The 16998-nt window shown below is 41.4% G+C and carries 22 protein-coding genes; 20 read left to right on the plus strand and 2 right to left on the minus strand.

Annotated features, from left to right (window positions below; genetic code table 11):
- The 6 genes from thrB to EAF07_RS01710 all read left to right on the plus strand — a co-directional run bounded on the left by thrB (nucleotide 1) and on the right by EAF07_RS01710 (nucleotide 4827).
- Nucleotides 1–861 carry a homoserine kinase gene (thrB, locus tag EAF07_RS01685; protein ID WP_121834571.1) on the plus strand — a complete coding sequence of 287 codons (861 nt, stop codon included), beginning with the start codon at nucleotides 1–3 and terminating at the stop codon, nucleotides 859–861.
- Entirely contained in the window at nucleotides 854–1732 is an 879-nt protein-coding gene (gene rarD, locus EAF07_RS01690) for an EamA family transporter RarD (protein WP_121834572.1), read from the plus strand. The genes thrB and rarD overlap by 8 nt, the downstream gene beginning before the upstream one ends.
- A 93-nt stretch (nucleotides 1733–1825) precedes the next feature.
- The gene (locus EAF07_RS01695) at nucleotides 1826–2245 is read left to right on the plus strand and encodes an ASCH domain-containing protein (protein ID WP_121834573.1); all 420 of its coding nucleotides are present in this window, start codon (nucleotides 1826–1828) and stop codon (nucleotides 2243–2245) included.
- A gap of 5 nt (nucleotides 2246–2250) precedes the next feature.
- Nucleotides 2251–2904, plus strand: a complete 654-nt coding sequence (locus EAF07_RS01700) for a uracil-DNA glycosylase (protein WP_121834574.1) — start codon at nucleotides 2251–2253, stop codon at nucleotides 2902–2904.
- Between the two features lie 12 nt (nucleotides 2905–2916).
- Nucleotides 2917–3549, plus strand: coding sequence for a hypothetical protein (locus EAF07_RS01705; RefSeq protein WP_121834575.1), 633 nt, complete (start codon nucleotides 2917–2919; stop codon nucleotides 3547–3549).
- Nucleotides 3550–3558: 9 nt separating this feature from the next.
- Nucleotides 3559–4827: a dihydroorotase gene (locus EAF07_RS01710; RefSeq protein WP_121834576.1), complete on the plus strand. Its 1269-nt coding sequence runs from the start codon at nucleotides 3559–3561 to the stop codon at nucleotides 4825–4827.
- 72 nt (nucleotides 4828–4899) lie between these two features.
- On the opposite strand, the gene EAF07_RS01715 is transcribed toward EAF07_RS01710, so the two are convergent.
- A complete protein-coding gene (locus EAF07_RS01715) occupies nucleotides 4900–5538 on the minus strand; it encodes a copper homeostasis protein CutC (RefSeq protein ID WP_121834577.1) in 639 nt (212 codons plus the stop codon).
- A 115-nt stretch (nucleotides 5539–5653) separates the two neighbouring features.
- Here EAF07_RS01715 and EAF07_RS01720 point away from each other — a divergent pair, with 115 nt between their 5' ends.
- The 14 genes from EAF07_RS01720 to radC all read left to right on the plus strand — a co-directional run bounded on the left by EAF07_RS01720 (nucleotide 5654) and on the right by radC (nucleotide 16290).
- Complete coding sequence (locus tag EAF07_RS01720) at nucleotides 5654–6199, plus strand: GNAT family N-acetyltransferase (protein WP_121834578.1); 546 nt, start codon at nucleotides 5654–5656, stop codon at nucleotides 6197–6199.
- Nucleotides 6200–6700: a methylated-DNA--[protein]-cysteine S-methyltransferase gene (locus EAF07_RS01725; RefSeq protein ID WP_121834579.1), complete on the plus strand. Its 501-nt coding sequence runs from the start codon at nucleotides 6200–6202 to the stop codon at nucleotides 6698–6700.
- Nucleotides 6675–7025 carry an arsenate reductase family protein gene (locus tag EAF07_RS01730; protein ID WP_121834580.1) on the plus strand — a complete coding sequence of 117 codons (351 nt, stop codon included), beginning with the start codon at nucleotides 6675–6677 and terminating at the stop codon, nucleotides 7023–7025. The genes EAF07_RS01725 and EAF07_RS01730 overlap by 26 nt, the downstream gene beginning before the upstream one ends.
- Before the next feature lie 12 nt (nucleotides 7026–7037).
- A complete protein-coding gene (locus EAF07_RS01735) occupies nucleotides 7038–7274 on the plus strand; it encodes a DUF2829 domain-containing protein (RefSeq protein ID WP_121834581.1) in 237 nt (78 codons plus the stop codon).
- Complete coding sequence (locus EAF07_RS01740) at nucleotides 7267–7968, plus strand: 3-oxoacyl-ACP reductase (RefSeq protein WP_121834582.1); 702 nt, start codon at nucleotides 7267–7269, stop codon at nucleotides 7966–7968. The genes EAF07_RS01735 and EAF07_RS01740 overlap by 8 nt, the downstream gene beginning before the upstream one ends.
- Nucleotides 7965–8207: a DUF3977 family protein gene (locus tag EAF07_RS01745; RefSeq protein WP_121834723.1), complete on the plus strand. Its 243-nt coding sequence runs from the start codon at nucleotides 7965–7967 to the stop codon at nucleotides 8205–8207. Before EAF07_RS01740 ends, EAF07_RS01745 begins: the two co-directional genes overlap by 4 nt.
- A gap of 115 nt (nucleotides 8208–8322) precedes the next feature.
- Nucleotides 8323–8610 (plus strand): hypothetical protein, encoded by a 288-nt coding sequence (locus EAF07_RS01750; protein ID WP_121834583.1) that lies wholly within the window; start codon nucleotides 8323–8325, stop codon nucleotides 8608–8610.
- 389 nt (nucleotides 8611–8999) lie between these two features.
- Entirely contained in the window at nucleotides 9000–10040 is a 1041-nt protein-coding gene (locus tag EAF07_RS01755) for an LLM class flavin-dependent oxidoreductase (RefSeq protein ID WP_121834584.1), read from the plus strand.
- 242 nt (nucleotides 10041–10282) lie between these two features.
- A complete protein-coding gene (gggC, locus tag EAF07_RS01760) occupies nucleotides 10283–11833 on the plus strand; it encodes a streptosactin export ABC transporter GggC (RefSeq protein ID WP_121834724.1) in 1551 nt (516 codons plus the stop codon).
- A gap of 82 nt (nucleotides 11834–11915) precedes the next feature.
- Nucleotides 11916–14075, plus strand: coding sequence for a Tex family protein (locus EAF07_RS01765; RefSeq protein WP_121834585.1), 2160 nt, complete (start codon nucleotides 11916–11918; stop codon nucleotides 14073–14075).
- The gene (locus EAF07_RS01770; RefSeq protein ID WP_121834586.1) at nucleotides 14062–14499 is read left to right on the plus strand and encodes a SprT family protein; all 438 of its coding nucleotides are present in this window, start codon (nucleotides 14062–14064) and stop codon (nucleotides 14497–14499) included. Before EAF07_RS01765 ends, EAF07_RS01770 begins: the two co-directional genes overlap by 14 nt.
- Before the next feature lie 145 nt (nucleotides 14500–14644).
- Nucleotides 14645–14917 carry a PspC domain-containing protein gene (locus EAF07_RS01775; RefSeq protein ID WP_121834587.1) on the plus strand — a complete coding sequence of 91 codons (273 nt, stop codon included), beginning with the start codon at nucleotides 14645–14647 and terminating at the stop codon, nucleotides 14915–14917.
- 171 nt (nucleotides 14918–15088) lie between these two features.
- Nucleotides 15089–15538: a Fur family transcriptional regulator gene (locus EAF07_RS01780; RefSeq protein ID WP_121834588.1), complete on the plus strand. Its 450-nt coding sequence runs from the start codon at nucleotides 15089–15091 to the stop codon at nucleotides 15536–15538.
- 71 nt (nucleotides 15539–15609) lie between these two features.
- The gene (gene radC, locus EAF07_RS01785) at nucleotides 15610–16290 is read left to right on the plus strand and encodes a RadC family protein (protein WP_121834589.1); all 681 of its coding nucleotides are present in this window, start codon (nucleotides 15610–15612) and stop codon (nucleotides 16288–16290) included.
- Here radC and EAF07_RS01790 read toward each other — a convergent pair.
- Complete coding sequence (locus EAF07_RS01790; RefSeq protein ID WP_121834590.1) at nucleotides 16287–16988, minus strand: gamma-glutamyl-gamma-aminobutyrate hydrolase family protein; 702 nt, start codon at nucleotides 16986–16988, stop codon at nucleotides 16287–16289. The two genes, radC and EAF07_RS01790, sit on opposite strands and share 4 nt — an antisense overlap.
- Nucleotides 16989–16998 lie beyond the last annotated feature (10 nt).

A 16998-nucleotide genomic window follows, 5' to 3' on the forward strand; every position in this document is an offset into this window, starting at 1 on the left:
ATGAGAATTACAGTACCTGCAACGTCAGCCAACGTTGGTCCTGGTTTTGATTCGGTTGGAGTAGCTCTGTCAAAATATTTAACGATTGAGATTAAGGAGCCGTCTGATAAGTGGTTCATCAAGCATGATTTGGGCGATATTCCTAGTGATGAGAGTAACTTGTTAATTGCTACGGCACTTCACATTAAATCTGATATACAGCCACACGTGATTGAGATGACATCAGATATCCCATTGGCGCGTGGCTTGGGGTCGTCATCGTCAGTTATTGTGGCAGGTATTGAGTTAGCCAATCAGCTTGGTCATCTTGAGATGACTGCTGATGAAAAATTAGCAATAGCGACTGAGATTGAAGGACACCCTGACAATGTTGCGCCAGCGATTTTTGGGAATTTGGTCATTGCTTCTTTTGTAAATGACAAGGTTAATCAGATTGTTGCGGAGTTTCCAACTTGTAGTTTTATTGCTTTTATTCCTAGTTATGAGTTGAAGACTTCTGATTCTCGTGGGGTATTACCACTAGAGCTTTCTTATAAAGAAGCTGTCGCAGCCTCCTCCATTGCGAATGTGGCTATAGCAGGGCTTTTATCAGGAAATCTAGAGGTGGCAGGAGCGGCTATTGAGGGCGATCGTTTCCATGAAGTTTATCGCCAATCTTTGGTCAAAGAATTTCTTCCGATTAAGACTTTAGCTAAAGAAATGGGAGCCTATGCGACTTATTTATCAGGTGCAGGACCAACGATTATGGTCTTAGCCGAACAAGATAAGGCAGCCAACATGAAATCAGCTATTGAGGCATTGAAATTTGATGGTGAATGCTTTATCTTAGAAGTTGACCGTGAGGGTGTGCGTGTTGAGTGAGAGTAGAAAAGGGCTGATTTACGCCTTTTGTGCCTATCTGGCTTGGGCGCTTTTATCCCTTTATTGGAAAGCCTTGGGCGGAGTACCTGCTCATACGACTTTTTCCTATCGGATTGTTTGGACTTTTGTGACGATGTTAGCTTACTTTATTCTGACGAGACAGACTAGTAAGTTAACTAAGGAGCTCACTTATCTGAAAAACACTTCAAAGCCTTTATGGACAATGATCTTTGCCAGCCTATTTATCGCTGTCAATTGGCTAGTCTATATCTATGCGGTGGGTAGCGGTCAAGCTACGGAATCTAGCCTTGGTTACTACTTGATGCCCTTGGTATCAGTTCTTTTGTCCATTCTTTTTCTAGGGGAAAAGCTGGTGCGTCTTGAGTGGATTGCAGTTGCTCTAGCGGCTTTAGGAGTTCTTGTCTTGATTGCACTAACAGGTCAGCTGCCGCTTGTAACCTTTATTTTAGCCTTGTCTTTTGGCATTTATGGCTTATTAAAAAAACAAGTTAAACTTTCAAGTGATGTTGCGATGCTAGTAGAAGCAGGGATTATTTTGCCCTTTGCGGTAGGTTATCTTATCTTTTTAAGTCCAGTTGGCTGGTTTGATGTAAGCTTGATTGAGCAAGGCTTACTAGCTCTATCGGGAATAATCACTGCAATCCCTCTCTTATTATTTGCGGAAGCTGTTAAACGCGCTCCGCTTAATCAAGTAGGGTTCATTCAATATTTTAATCCTACCTTGCAACTTTTTATTGCAGTTTTTATCTTTGGTGAGGGGATTACTGGTGGAGAAATGGTAGGATTTGCGACAATTTGGCTTGCGGTAGGCGTCTTTGTCTTTGCGCAGCTTTTTCAAAAAAATAAATAACGAACAATCTTTCTCAATTGACAGTTGCGAGAGATTTTTTTAGTGCTATTTATGATAAAATAAAGAAAAGATAGGATGGAAGGGAAGGAATGAATGGCAAAATATGGTGAATTACAGGCCAAGTATCCCGAATTGGAAGTTTGGGGACATCCGGCAGAATACAGTGATTTGTATGACTTGACAGTCTCGGGTCAAAAATGTGCCACATCGTCTTGGTTTGCAGAGTATCGTGACTTAGAAGACTTGGATCAGCCAGGCAGTCGGTCGATTATGTTGGACAATCCAGATAATCCTCAGAGAGAGGTGTTATTGGTGACAGACAAGGTAGTTTTGGAACGTTTTTGTGATATTTCAGAAGAAACGGCTCGTTCAAATGCTGAAGGCGATGGGTCAATTGACGATTGGAAAGCTATCTTTGGAGACTTTTGGCGTCGTTACTTACCGACTGTTGGTCTAGAGTTTTCAGAAGATGGTATTGTGGTGACTGAGTTCTTCCACGTTGAGGAGGTGTAAGTAAGATGAAACATTCCACTTGGCATGAGAAAATCAAGGCAGAGCTACCAGAGCATTATTTTGGTCAGATCAATGCTTTTATGGATAAGGTTTATCAGGAAGGCGTGATTTATCCCCCTAGGGAAAAGGTTTTTGCGGCTCTAACCCACACGTCATTTGAGGATACTAAGGTAGTTATCTTGGGGCAGGATCCTTACCACGGTCCTCAGCAAGCGCAAGGGCTATCGTTTTCAGTGCCTAATGACTTACCTGCTCCGCCATCTTTGCAAAATATTTTGAAAGAATTGCAAGAAGATATTGGTTTGAAAGAAACCCATGATTTAACACCTTGGGCTGATCAGGGCGTGTTATTGCTAAATGCTTGTCTGACGGTTCCAGCTGGTAATGCCAATGGTCATGCGAATCTTATCTGGGAGCCATTCACAGATGCGGTGATTAAGGTCCTTAATCAAAAAGAAACGCCTGTAGTCTTTATCCTTTGGGGTGGCTATGCGAGAAAGAAAAAAGCTTTGATTACCAATTCCCATCATCAAGTGATTGAATCGGCTCACCCAAGTCCGCTGTCAGCCTACCGTGGCTTTTTTGGCAGTAATCCTTTTTCAAGAGCTAACGCCTATTTAGAAGAGGCAGGGCTGGGTAAAATTGATTGGCTGCAGTAAGGAGTGAGAGCAATGACAGACATGGATAAAACCGCACTCTTTTTTGAAGCGCTGGACGATAACCGTTTGGAAGAGGCAGAAGCGCTGCTAGCAAAGCTATATGATGACCTCGATAAGACTGATTATAGCGGACAATTTTGGGCTAATAACAATAGGATTTATTTGTCCGTGAAGAAGGCGCAATTACAAGAAGCAAGGCAGACTGGACAGGATAATGTGAGGCTAGCAGAAAAACTTGGTGACTTGGAAATGAAGCATATCGCTCTTCACCAGCTGGCTTATGTCGAACGAGAGGCCAAAGACTACCCCAAAGCTCTTGACTATATTGTTCAAGAACAAGCCTTAATAGCACAATTAGACTTAGATGACAGTGACTGGAAACAGGCGGAGTCAATAGCAGGCTATGAAGATGCTTACCTACATTTTTTAATGGGGGACAAAACTACTGCGGAAGCTAAGATGAGAATGGCACTCAATTTGGCATTACAGACCGATGATGAGGTAGCTAAAGCCTGCGCTTATCGTGGTCTCGGTGAAATCACTCAGGAGCTCAGCTATTTCCAAAAGGCCAAAGACCTCTTTTTAGCCATTGGAGATACCGTAGGTGTAGCTGAAGTGGAAAAGCTAATCACGCAACTGAAATAGGAGGAAAACATGCTTTTAATTAAAAACGGTCGAGTGATTGACCCAAAAACGGGTTTGGATAGGGTGACAGATGTTCTTGTTGAGGGGAAGAAAATTGTTCGCATTGCTGATGCGATAGATGTTCCCGAGGCAGAGGTTATTGATGCCAGAGGGCTTGTTGTTGCTCCAGGATTAATTGATATCCATGTGCATTTTCGTGAGCCTGGTCAGACGCATAAGGAAGACATTCACACAGGTGCTTTGGCGGCAGCAGCAGGTGGCTTTACCACTGTGGTCATGATGGCCAATACCAATCCAACCATTTCGGATGTGGAGACTTTGACCGAGGTTTTGGAGTCAGCAGCAAAAGAAGCTATCCATATCAAAACCAACGCTACTGTAACCAAAAACTTTGATGGTAAAACTTTGACGGATTTTGAAGCCTTATTAGCAGCTGGTGCAGTCGGTTTTTCAGATGATGGGATTCCTCTTGAAGATACTGGAGTGGTTCGTGAGGCCTTCAAAAAAGCCAAGGCATTGGATGTGGTTGTGGCGCTTCACGAGGAAGACCCTCAGTTGAATGGCATTCTAGGTCTCAATGAACACATCGCTAAACACCATTTTGGCTGTGGTGGCGCTCGTGGCGTGGCTGAATATAGCATGGTGGCGCGTGATGTCATGATTGCCTATGAGGTGCAAAATAAATTCCATGTGCAGCATTTGTCTAAAGCAGAGTCGGTGAAAGTGGTTGCCTTTGCCCAATCGCTTGGTGCTAAGGTCACTGCAGAAGTCGCACCGCAGCATTTTTCAAAAACCGAAGACCTGCTTCTTGAAAAAGGAGCAAATGCCAAGATGAATCCGCCATTACGCTTGGAAAGCGATCGCTTAGCCGTTATTGAAGGGCTGAAATCAGGGGTAATTTCTGTGATTGCGACCGACCATGCTCCGCACCATGCGGATGAAAAAGCGGTCTCTGATGTGACCCAAGCACCGTCAGGCATGACTGGTTTAGAAACCTCCCTCTCTTTAGGCCTGACGCATTTGGTTGAAGCAGGGCACCTCAGCTTGTCGGAATTACTGGCAAAAATGACCGTCAACCCAGCAGAACTTTACGGCTTTGACGCCGGTTATTTGGCGGAAAATGGCCCAGCAGATATTGTGATTTTCTCTGATAACGAAGACCGTATTATCTCAGAGCATTTCCATTCAAAAGCAGCTAATTCACCTTTCATCGGTGACAAACTCAAAGGCGTTGTCAAATACACGATTTGTAATGGGAAACTTGTTTATCAGGCATAAAATGGAAAAATAGAGATGTCATCTTTGAGCACAATAAAAGCGCTGGGTTTTTCCAGTGCTTTTTTAGATGATTTAGTCAGCGACAAGTCCTGTTCCGTGGACCTGTGTTGCGCCAGTAAGCTCAATCAATTTTTCATAGTTATCAGCAGTGACCCCACCACCGAGGAGAATGTCGATGCGACCATTGGCGTGGGCAATGAGCTCTTTGATGTGGTCCACATTTTCAAAAATATCTCGGCGAATGGCAGAGCCGTGAAGAAGAACACGTGTAAACCCTAACTCAATCAAGCTATCCAGCGCAGATTTTTGCTCAGCCTCTGGAATCAAATCAAAGGCCATATGGAAAACGAGAGGCAATCCTTGAGTAGCAGGTAGGAGATACTCAATACCTTCAGTATCAAGTTGGTTATCCTCAGTGAGTAGACCGAGAACAAGGGCGTCACTTTCTAGCTCAACCGCACGCAAGATATCTTCCTCCATTATACGAAGCTCAAGATCGTTGTAGACAAAATTGCCACCACGAGGACGAATCATCACAGCAGAGGTAATGTGATTCTCGTGTAAGTAGCGGTTAGCTTCTTTAATGACACCGTAACTTGGTGTTGTGCCGCCAACAGCTAAATTATCACAAAGCTCAACACGTGTGATATCAGTACCAACTAAGTGGTGTAAATCTGTTAAATTTTCAGCACAAAATTCTTTTGTAATCATGGGAACTCCTTTGAGATTTTATGAGATAAGTATAGCAAAATAAGTGATACCAAAGCAAGCATTCAAAGATGAAAAATAGTATAATAGAAAAATAGATTGTGAATAGGAGAATATCATGGAATTACGGTTAGCTCACCCAAATGAGATTGGGCGCATTTTAGAGATTATTGAAGAAGCACGTGCCTTTTTGAAAGCCTCAGGTAGTGATCAGTGGCAAGGTGCTTATCCAGCTGAAGAGGACATCTTTGATGATATTTTACAGGCTCGTGGATGGGTTGGTCTCATTGAAGGAGAGATTGTTTCATATGCGGCGGTCATTGTTGGTAAAGAAGAGGCCTATGAGAAGATTTACGATGGGAAATGGCGCCACAATCACCCACGTTATACAGTCTTTCACCGGATTGCAGTGTCAAGTGCTCACAGTGGGCAAAAAGTGGCTCAGACTTTTATCCAAGGGCTTATTGAAGGGCATGATGGCCCAGATTTTCGCTGTGATACTCATGAGAAAAATACCATCATGCAACACATTTTAGAAAAATTAGGCTATATTTACTGTGGCAAGGTCCCTCTTGATGGTGAACGTCTTGCTTATCAGAAGATTAAGACGCGTTCAGAAAAGGCACAGTATCAAGAAATTGCTGAATTTGCGATGGTAGATTAGATGTTGTCAAAATGCCGTTACGAATCCCCACTCGGTGAGATGACCTTAGTTGCCTTTGATAATCAGCTATGTGGCGTTTATTTCGATGACCAGAAGTATTTTATGGCTGGTTTTGAGGGGATGGAAATAGCAGAGCAGGACAGTGAGCTTTTGCAAGTCACCAAGCAGTGGCTGGACAGTTATTTTTCAGGAGCGCAACCAGACCTTGCCCAATTACCCCTAGCGCCTCAAGGAACTGCTTTTCAAAAAAAGGTTTGGGCAGCGCTAGCAGAGATTCCTTACGGTCAGACGATAACCTACGGACAATTAGCTGAGCAACTCTCTTGTAAGTCTGCGCAAGCTATTGGCTCTGCCGTAGGAAAAAATTCACTGAGCCTAGTGGTGCCCTGTCATCGTGTTTTAGGGGCTAAGGGTCAGTTAACGGGCTACGCGGGTGGTTTGGAACGCAAGCGCAGCTTATTAGAATTGGAGAAAAATCATGATTTTTTACGAATACCCTAAATGTTCGACCTGCCGAAAAGCTAAGGCTGAATTGAAAAGTTTAGGAATTGAAGTGGAGGCGATTGACATCAAAACCAATCCTCCTCAGCTGGCTATTTTGAAAAGCTGGCTCGATAGTGGTGTTGAGCTGAAGAAGTTGTTCAATACCTCTGGTAATAGCTACCGTGAGTTAGGGCTGAAAGACAAATTGTCAACCTTATCAGTTGATGAGGCGCTAGCATTGTTGGCGGCTGATGGTATGCTGATCAAGCGCCCTATTTTAGTGGACGGTGACAAGGTTTTACAAATTGGCTACCGTACAACTTACAGTGAATTAGGATTATAAAAGGAGAAAACCATGACATTTGAAGAGATTTTACCAGGCTTAAAGGCTAAGAAAAAATACGTTCGTACAGGTTGGGGCGGTGCTGAAAACTATGTGCAGCTCTTTGATACCATCGAAGTCAACGGCGAAAAGTTGGAAGCTACCCCTTATTTCTTGATTAACGTGACAGGTGACGGTGAAGGCTTTAGCATGTGGAGCCCGACACCTTGCGATGTGTTAGCGACCGACTGGGTAGAAGTGCATGACTAAAACTGTCCTTATCACAGGTGTTTCCTCAGGCATTGGACTGGCTCAGGCGCGTGCCTTTTTGGAAAATGGCTGCGCAGTTTATGGGATTGATAAGTCTGACAAACCAGATGTGACTCATGAACAATTCCATTTTTTACAAATGGATGTGACTGGTGATTTAGCACAACTTGATGAGTTCATATCTGATGTGGATATTTTATGTAATACCGCCGGTATTTTAGATGATTACAAGCCACTGCTTGATATTTCTGAGAGAGACTTTGAAGACATTTTCGCTGTCAATTTTTTGGCGACAGCTAAGCTTATCCGCTATTATTTACCGAAAATGGTCAAGAAACAAGCTGGTATCATTATCAATATGTGCTCGATTGCTAGTTTTCTTGCAGGTGGTGGCGGAGCAGCTTATACCAGCTCAAAACATGCCGTGGCTGGTTTAACGCGTCAGCTTGCTCTTGATTATGTCAAGGACGGTGTGCAAATTTTTGGAATTGCTCCTGGTGCGGTTAAAACAGCGATGACAGCAGCCGATTTTGAACCAGGAGGACTAGCAGATTGGGTAGCCTCTGAAACCCCAATCAAACGTTGGTTAGAGCCAGAAGAAGTTGCTGATTTAACCCTATTTTTGGCTTCAGGAAAAGCGCAAGCCTTGCAAGGCGAAATCGTTAAAGTTGATGGCGGATGGTCCCTAAAATGACAAAATTTATTGAATTTGGTATTGGCAATCGTTGGTTAGTTCGAACCGAATTTGAACATGAAGATGGCACCGAATACGAGAAAAAAGGCATTGTTGGTCCAATCAAGCCCAAGTCCATTTATTTGCGATTATGGCTAGGTGATACCGTTTTGATTTTGGATACCAAGGAAGGGTATCAGCGTCAGAAAAAGCATAAAAAAGCCTTTAAACTTATCTTTGGGATTTGTTCAGAGGAATAGCATTCTGCCTGACCGATTTTAAAGTTGCTTAGAGTTCTGTGTTCGTGTTCCAAATTGTAGTAGACTTGTTAGCGCAGATTTTTCAGTTACTCATTAGAAAAGGAAGTTTAACAGAGTGTTTAACCGTTTTTTAAAGAAACATCCTGTGTTGGAAATCATTGTTAATTTTTCTATGTTGGCGATTTGCCTGTGGGTGTCTCATCTTCTTGTCTCTGTATTAAAAGTGACAAGAGTAGAAGGCCACTACCTGTTTCCAATGTTTCAATGCGCTTTCCTTCTTTTTGCCTTATATGCTAATGTGATTACAGGTAAAGAAGAGGAATCGTTTTTAGAACGTTTGAGAAATTTTGCTCAAGTAGGGACAGTTATAGCTATTGGTTTTTCCTTATCCATGGTACGGTAGGCATTAGAAGTGTCCAAAGGGGACATTACACGCCGCCTTGGTGGACACTTTCTCCCAGTCAATGGGAACCCATAGTCCTTTTTGAAGTTTTGTTAGTCATCAGCCTTAGTCTGCTTTAGCTTTTATTACATATCAAAGAAAAGCGAAAAAATCTTTCAAATAAGATGATTGAACTAGACGAACGCAATCATGCTAATGAATAAGAAAGCTAGCAATACTGAAATAGTCTAGCAAGATGAAAATGTGAGATGTAACCGAGAAAAACTATCAGTTACCTCTTTTTTTGTTAAGTCTAAATAACTCTAGTAAGAATTTGCACAAGTTTAAACAGTTGAAAATATTACTACATAGTGATAAGATATCTCTATCATCACAAAAGAGGTAAACTTATGATTGAATTAGGCATTTCGACCTTTGGAGAAACAACAGTATTGGAAAAAACAGGAGAAGCGATTCCCCATGATCAACGGATTCGAGAATTGGTTGCAGAGATTGAGTTAGCTGACCAAGTTGGTCTGGACATTTATGCCATCGGCGAGCACCACCGTGAAGATTTTGCAGTATCAGCACCTGAGATTGTCTTAGCAGCAGGTGCAGTGAATACCAAGCACATTCGCTTATCGTCAGCTGTGACCATTTTGTCATCTATCGACCCCGTGCGTGTGTATCAGCAGTATGCGACCATTGATGCTTTGTCAAATGGCAGAGCAGAGATTATGGCTGGTCGTGGATCATTTATTGAAAGTTTTCCATTGTTTGGCTATGACTTAGCAGACTATGATGAATTGTTTAATGAAAAATTAGATATGCTTTTAGCCATCAAAGAAACGACCAACTTGAAGTGGAAGGGGAAATTTACCCAGTCAGTGGATAACCGTCCAGTCTATCCTCGTGCCGTTCAAGAGGATTTCCCAATCTGGATTGCGACAGGTGGTAATTTGGATTCGACGGTTCGTATTGCAGAACAGGGGCTTCCAATTGCCTATGCGACTATTGGTGGTAATCCTAAGCATTTTGCGCAGCTTGTTGCCATCTATAAAGAATTAGGTGCCCGTCATGGTCACCGTCCAGAGCAGTTGAAAGTCGCTGCTCATTCTTGGGGATGGATTGAAGAAGATAATCAGTCAGCTATCGAGAATTATTTTCATCCTACCAAGCAAACGGTTGATAACATTGCTAAAGGACGCCCGCACTGGAGCGAAATGACCAAAGAGCAATACCTTCATTCAGTTGGTCCTGATGGGGCAATGTTTGTCGGTGATCCAAAGGCGGTGGCTGAGAAAATCATTCGAATTATCGAAGATTTATCCCTAGACCGCTTTATGCTTCACCTTCCAATTGGTTCAATGCCACACGAAGAGGTGCTGAAAGCTATTAAGCTATACGGTGAGGAAGTAGCCCCCCTAGTCAGACAGCATTTTAAAAGATAAAAGGTCAATTAAGAACTAGTTGCTTAAACAGGCAGCTAGTTTTTCATTTTGTTAAGTATTATTACGTAAAAGGATAATTGTGAAGGAAATCACTTTGATTTGTTGACAGGCTATGATAAAATGCTAGCAGGGAAAAATCGTACGAAGAGGATATACCGATGAATAATTGTGAATGATATAAATGGGTTGAGATAGCAAACGCTTCTCAAAATGACTAAATAACTTTGAAAGGTTTATCAGATGTGCTTAGCAAATTGATTTCTAAAAAGCATTTAATCATGTATTTTATCTTTATTGCGATTACTTGGTTAGAGGCACTTATCACGCCGAGCCTGGTTTCTCGTATTGTGGCTAGTTTTGAGAAAAAATCTCTTAATGAGTTAGGGATTGCTCTAGCTATAGGGATTATTGGGAATTTTATTATTTTGATAGGACTTGCTGGAAAGCGGTATTACTATGCCAGAATTGTTGCCGATTTTACCCTAAACATGAAACGTAAGCTCTTTAATCATTTTCTTTCGGGTAATAAAATCCATACAGTAGATATTCTGTCTAACCTGGAGAATGATGTCAAACAATTGGAAAATGATTACCTTGAGCCTAGTGTTATTATCATATCATCTATCGGTTTTACGACAGTTTCCATAGCTTATGCCTTGTTAACGAATTTTGGCCTTGGTCTAATTTTTATCTTTTTTTACGCCATTCCAGCACTTTGTAGCGGGATTGGTAGTCAAAAATTAGATCGTCTTTCAAAAGCTAGAGCTAATTCTAATCAAGATTACCTATCCCAAGTGACAAATATTATTGGTGGGGAACGGGTGATTAAACATTATCGTGCAAGAGCGTTTTTCTTTGCACGGTTTGAGAACGTTCTTTCCAAAAGAGTTCATCAAGATATTTGCTATGAAAAGCAACGGACCGTAAATAATGTTATTATCCATAGCATAGATGCCTTTTGTTCGGTTGTTCCGATTATTATCGGTGGTGTGATGACTTATCATGATTATATCTCTGGTTCCCAATTTGTTGCGATTTATTTAGTTGCGCACAATATCGGTTATCAGTTTAACGAGTTATCTTACTATCTCAATACTTACAAATCAACGAAGCAGCTTAGAGATAGCTATGCTTTCTTACTTGAAGATGATGTCAAAGAAATGGTTACCAAAACTTCTCAATCACTCTTTCCGATTACCATCAACCATGTTGGGCTAAAACGGGGAAATCACACTATTTTTAAGGACTTAACATTTAATATTGAAGAAGGTGAAAAGATTGCTCTAATCGGTCCAAGTGGTAGTGGTAAAACGACTATTCTGAATATGATATATGGCGAACAGCTACCAGATTCAGGAGAGGTGACCTTTTCTCAACAGCACTTAGAAAAGGAGCAAATTTCTAAATCTGTATCTTATATCTTGCAGGAATCTTACGTTTTTGATGGGTTAAGTCTCGAAGATAATATTGCACTTGGACAACCTCTTGATGACTTAAAAATGGCAGAAGTGTTAACTTCCGTTAATCTCTTATCCTTAAAAAATCAGTTACTCTACGGCACTCAGTTATCAGGAGGTGAAAAGCAGCGCTTAGAAATTGCACGCAGTCTGTATCATGATAGCCAACTGATCTTGGCTGATGAGATTAAATCCAATCTTGATAAGGCAAATGCGACTCAGATTTCAGAGATATTGATGGCGATGCGCCAACCTCTAGTAGAAGTCATCCATCACTATGACGATGAGACATTGGCTAGATATGATAAGGTAATTGATTTATCGGATAAAATTTAAAGTCCTTGGGAGATTTTCCTAAGGACCTTTGTTTTTATTGAAACTAGAGAAATCTTGATTTTTTTGGTACAATGAAGGTGTTATGGAAAATCAAAATATCATTAAAATCTCTCAAGATTTGGGAGTGACAGAACAGCAAATTGAGCAAGTTCTCTTGCTAACCGAAGAAGGTAATACCATCCCTTTTATTGCTCGTTACCGTAAGGAAAAAACGGGAAATTTGGATGAAGTGCAGATCAAGGCTATTATTGATTTGGACAAGTCTCTGACAAGCTTAGCAGAGCGTAAGGAAACTGTTCTGAATAAGATTGAGGAGCTTGGGAAATTAACACCTGAACTCAAAGCAGCTATTGAAGCGGCGACAAAATTAGCAGATGTTGAAGAACTTTATCTGCCTTATAAGGAAAAACGTCGTACCAAGGGAATGATTGCGCGTGAAGCAGGGCTTTTCCCATTAGCGCGCTTAATCTTGCAAAATGTCTCAAATCTTGAAGCAGAAGCAGAAAAATTTGTTACAGAAGGCTTTGAAACGGTTGAGAAAGCCTTAGCAGGTGCCTGTGATATCTTGTCTGAAGCCCTTTCTGAAGATACCAAACTGCGTTCATGGACCTACAATGAGATTTGGGCAAATAGTTTACTTGTTTCTCAAGTTAAGGACGAAGAAGCTGATGAGAAACAGGTCTTTAAGGTGTATTACGACTTTAGCGATAAGGTATCGAAACTCCAAGGCTATAAGACCCTAGCCCTTAACCGTGGTGAAAAATTGGGTATCTTAAAGATCAGCTTTGACCATCAACTCGACAAGATGACGCGTTTTTATGAAGTACGTTTTAAAGAAAAGAATACCTACATCGAAAAAGTCGTTCAAGATGCGTTGAAGAAAAAGATTGTTCCAGCCATGGAGCGTCGTATTCGCACTGAATTGTCAGAAGTGGCAGAAGATGGGGCAATCAAGCTCTTCTCAGAAAACTTGCGCAATCTTCTGTTAATTGCTCCGTTGAAAGGTAAAATGGTTCTTGGCTTTGACCCTGCCTTTCGTACAGGTGCTAAGTTGGCTGTTGTTGACCAGACTGGTAAATTGATGACGACGCATGTGATTTATCCAGTGCCACCTGCAAGTGCTGGCAAGATTGCAGCTGCTAAAAAAGAATTAGCGGAGCTATTGACAACTTACCAGATCGAACTAATTGCGATTGGAAACGGAACAGCTAGCCGTGAAAGTGAAGCCTTTGTTGCAGAGGTCTTGAAAGATTTCCCAGAGGTGTCTTATGTGATTGTTAATGAAAGCGGAGCTTCTGTCTATTCAGCTTCTGAACTAGCCCGTCAGGAATTCCCAGACCTAACCGTTGAGAAACGCTCTGCCATTTCCATTGCAAGACGTCTGCAAGACCCACTGGCTGAATTGGTCAAAATTGATCCTAAATCGATTGGTGTTGGGCAATACCAGCACGATGTTAGTCAGAAGAAATTGGCTGAAAATCTTGATTTTGTCGTCGATACGGTGGTTAACCAAGTGGGGGTCAATGTTAATACGGCCAGTCCAGCGCTTCTAGCACATGTGGCGGGGCTTAACAAGACCATTTCTGAAAATATTGTCAAATACCGTGAGGAAAATGGGGAAATCAAGTCCCGTGCAGAAATCAAGAAGGTACCTCGTCTCGGTGCTAAAGCCTTTGAGCAGGCAGCTGGTTTCCTACGCATTCCAAATGCTAAGAATTTCTTGGACAATACAGGTGTTCACCCAGAAAGTTACCCAGCGGTAAAAGAGTTGTTGGCGGTTCTCGATATCAAGACCTTGGATGATGCGAGCAAGACCAAATTGCAGTCGGTAACGGTTTCTGAGATGAGTGCGAAACTTGGTATTGGTGAGGCAACGTTGACAGATATTATCGCCGACCTTTTAAAACCTGGACGTGACCTTCGTGATGAGTTTGAAGCGCCAGTGCTTCGTCAGGATGTTTTAGATGTTAAAGATTTGAAGCTTGGTCAAGAATTACAGGGAACGGTTCGTAATATTGTGGACTTTGGCGCCTTTGTTGATATTGGCGTCCACGAAGATGGGCTCATTCACCAGTCTCGTCTCGTTAAGCGTAAACGTGATAAGAATGGACGGCCGCTTCCTTATCCACACCCAAGCGAGATTTTAGCTGTTGGAGATATTGTTACTGTTTGGGTGACCGAAGTGGATTTGGATCGCAACCGCATCGGACTAAGCTTAATAAAACCACATGGACTTGACTAAGTACGTTCAGCAGGTCTCACGAGACGATTTCGGCTGGGACTTTACCCACACAGCTCATTGGAATAATCGGCTTCAAACGACTGGAGGACGATTTTTTCCAAAGGATGGTCATCTGGATTTTAACCCGAAACTGTATGCGGAGCATGGACTTGATGTTTTTCGAAAAATTGTGCGCCACGAGCTCTGCCATTACCATCTGTATTTTCAGAAAAAAGGCTACAAGCATGGGGATGAAGATTTTAAAAATTTGCTAGCCAAAGTGGATGGTTTGCGGTATGCGCCGCCGACTCAGTCGGCTCAAAAGGCTTATCGTTACCATTATGAGTGTAAAGTCTGTGGGCAAGAATACTGGAGAAAGCGTCGCATTGATGTGAGAAAATACCGCTGTGGTAAGTGTCGGGGAAAACTTGATATAGCAGAATAAGTATAATAGAAAAATGAGTGGGCAGAACGTATCTTATGGTGCCTAGAGATAACTAAAACGTTAATGTATAAAATCAGTCGTAGGACTGATTTGTTTTCAACCGAAAAAGGATAAAATATAAGTATCATTAATAGAGGAGGATTTTATGGAAACTGTTTTTTACAAAAAACGTGAAGGCCGATTTATCAGTGGCGTGTTAGCTGGTTTGTCGGATAAGTTTCATTGGGATGTATCCCTAGCCCGAATTTTGACAGCGATTTTTATGTATTTCTCCTTTGGTTTTGGGCTCTTCCTCTATATTGTGTTGGCTATTTTCCTTCCTTATAAGGAAGATATTGAAAAAGAACGCTATGGTACTGGACCAAGGAAGAGAAAAGAAGCAGAACCTGTAAAAGATGACAATGACTGGTTCTTTTAGTTGTATATTGTTTTTAGTTATCTTTTTTGCTAACAGGACAGATAAGATAATTAGTCTCCCCTTTTAAGAGGCTGGGATTCCGATATCCTAGTCTCCTATTTTTTTACTGTGGTAGATACCAACATTTTAGTGTATAATAGGTATATTAGATTATTGAGAGGATTTTAAGGTTTGTTTCACATTTCGGTTCACCCAGATCATCAAGAAACTTACGACCATGTCTTAGCGCACTTGAAAGAAAAACAGATTCGTCTGACAGAAACGCGTAAAGCAATCATTGCCTACATGATTGAAGCTCACCATCATCCTAGTGCAGAACAAATTTTTCATGACTTACAAGACAAGTACACTCACATGAGTTTAGCAACTGTTTATAATAATTTGAAGATTTTGATTGAGGAAGGATTTGTGTCTGAGGTTAAGGTAAGTAATGACAACACCACTTATTTTGACTTTATGGGGCATGAGCATCTCCATGTGGTTTGTGAGGTTTGCGGTTCGATTACAGATTTTTTGGATGCGGATACGTCGCTTTTGGTAAAACAAGCAGAGCAAAAAACGGGTTATAAGGTGACTAAAAAACAATTCTTAATTTATGGTATCTGCCCAGCTTGTTCCTAAGAATAATAAAAAAAGACTTCAATTGAGGTCTTTTTTTGCTGGCGCTACGAATAATAATATAGGAGGTCATCATGTACAGTATTCAATTTAAAGAACAGGCCATGCTTCCCAGGGAGCGATTAATAACAGAAGGAGCAGAGCACCTCAGTAATCAAGAACTGCTTGCTATTTGTCTAAGAACGGGAACAAAGAAGGAGCATGTGCTTTCTTTGGCGAATTCTATTTTAAATCGTCTCAATAGTTTAGCGGACTTACGCCAGCTTTCCCTTGAAGAGCTCCAAGAGTTGTCAGGGATTGGTCGCGTGAAGTCTATTGAACTCAAGGCTATGATAGAATTAGCTAGCCGTATTCAAACTGCAGAAATCGAAAAACAAGAGCGCATTATGTCTAGTGAACGATTGGCTAAACGTATGATGTTGGAGCTAGGGGATAAAAAGCAGGAGCACTTAGTCGCTTTGTATCTTGATACGCAAAATCGCCTCATTGCCCAAAAAACAATTTTTATAGGAACAGTGAGACGATCAGTTGCAGAGCCTAGAGAAATTCTCCATTATGCCTGTAAGCATATGGCAACATCATTAATTGTGGTTCATAATCACCCATCAGGAGTCATAGAACCTAGTGAAAATGATTTTCAGTTTACCGATAAAATCAAGCGTTGTTGTGATGATTTAGGTGTCGTTTTTCTAGACCATCTTATTGTTGGTAGAAATACCTATTTCAGTTTTCGTGAGGAAACAGACAGTATTTAGAAGTGATTAACAAGGAAATCAAAGAGCTTCTTGCTGTGCTCTTTATCGCTATAAATCAATAATTCTGGGTGCCATTGAACCCCTATATAACGCATATTAGGATTAGTTGATTCAACAGCTTCAATAATGCCATCTTCTGGAGATCTAACAATAACTTTCAAATCAGGTGCTAAATCTTTGATCGCTTGACGGTGATAAGAATTAATCATCCCATTGTTATCATAGATATCCGAAAAGATGCTTTTGTCAACAACTTCCATAGATTGAGTCGTGATATCAGAATCCTCTGTTTGCCAGTGGTTTTTGATATTTTGATGGAGAGTTCCCCCTAATACTACATTCATCAGTTGCATGCCACGGCAGACTGCAAAAATAGGTTTACCTTGAGCAATAGCTTCTTTTATGAGAGCAATTTCAAATTCATCCCGTTCAAGGAGATAGTCATCCTCAGCATTTGGATCTTTTTCCTCATTATAAAAATCAGGAGTGACATTTTGCCCCCCAGTTAAAATGAGTTTATCAATCATTGTCACATACTGCTTAGCCATTTCAGGCTTATTGATTGGAAGGATTAAAGGCATTCCACCTGCTTCAATAATAGCATTTGGAAAACCTGATGGCACATAAGACCAAGGCAAGGTATCCATTTCGACTTGACGTTGATTGGCAGCGATACCGATAATAGGTTGTTTTGACATAACAATTTCC

The organism is Streptococcus hillyeri, from assembly GCF_003686955.1.
GTDB lineage: Bacteria > Bacillota > Bacilli > Lactobacillales > Streptococcaceae > Streptococcus > Streptococcus hillyeri.